The 574-nt window shown below is 49.8% G+C and carries 1 protein-coding gene; it reads right to left on the reverse strand.

Features of this window, described 5'->3' with window-relative positions; genetic code table 11:
- Nucleotides 1–24: 24 nt before the first annotated feature.
- On the reverse strand, nt 25–574 hold a 550-nt coding region (locus R7Q09_RS27255; protein WP_318144096.1), incomplete at its 5' end, for a penicillin-binding transpeptidase domain-containing protein.

The raw sequence follows: 574 nt of genomic DNA on the forward strand, positions 1-574 counted from the left end.
GTCCATGTTGTTGATTTGGAGATCCTACCAATCAAACAAACTATTCAACCAGTTAGATTTTTTCTCACACTGTTGTTTGATTTGACCCGTTTTATCCCATACTGGAAGTTTGTAATCGCTGCGGCAATTCATCTCTAAACCACCGTTGGAGGTCGGTTTAAAGCCAAGCGTCGTCACTTCTTTAGGCCAAGGCAGCTCCAAACGCTCAGGAATTCGCTGCGCCAAGTATTCCGCGTAAACACGCAATGCACCGCTTGACCCCGTAAGGTTGATTGGCTTGTTATCATCACGGCCTAGCCAAATGGTCGTCACTTCACGGCCATCAATCCCGACAAACCAGCTATCACGAGTATCGTTACTGGTGCCCGTTTTACCCGCCAACGCAGCCCAAGCGAATTGGTTTTGAAGGTAGCGGCCCGTACCTTGTGCGACACCTTGTTTCATCGCGTAAGTCGTTAGCCAAGCCGCTTGTTCATCAACCGCGCGAGAGGAGCGAGGCAACGATTGATAAAGCACGTTACCGTCCATATCGATGACGGAACGAAGCGCGGTCAACTTAGCACGTTTACCCGAG

This window comes from Vibrio sp. 2130-1, from assembly GCF_033339515.1.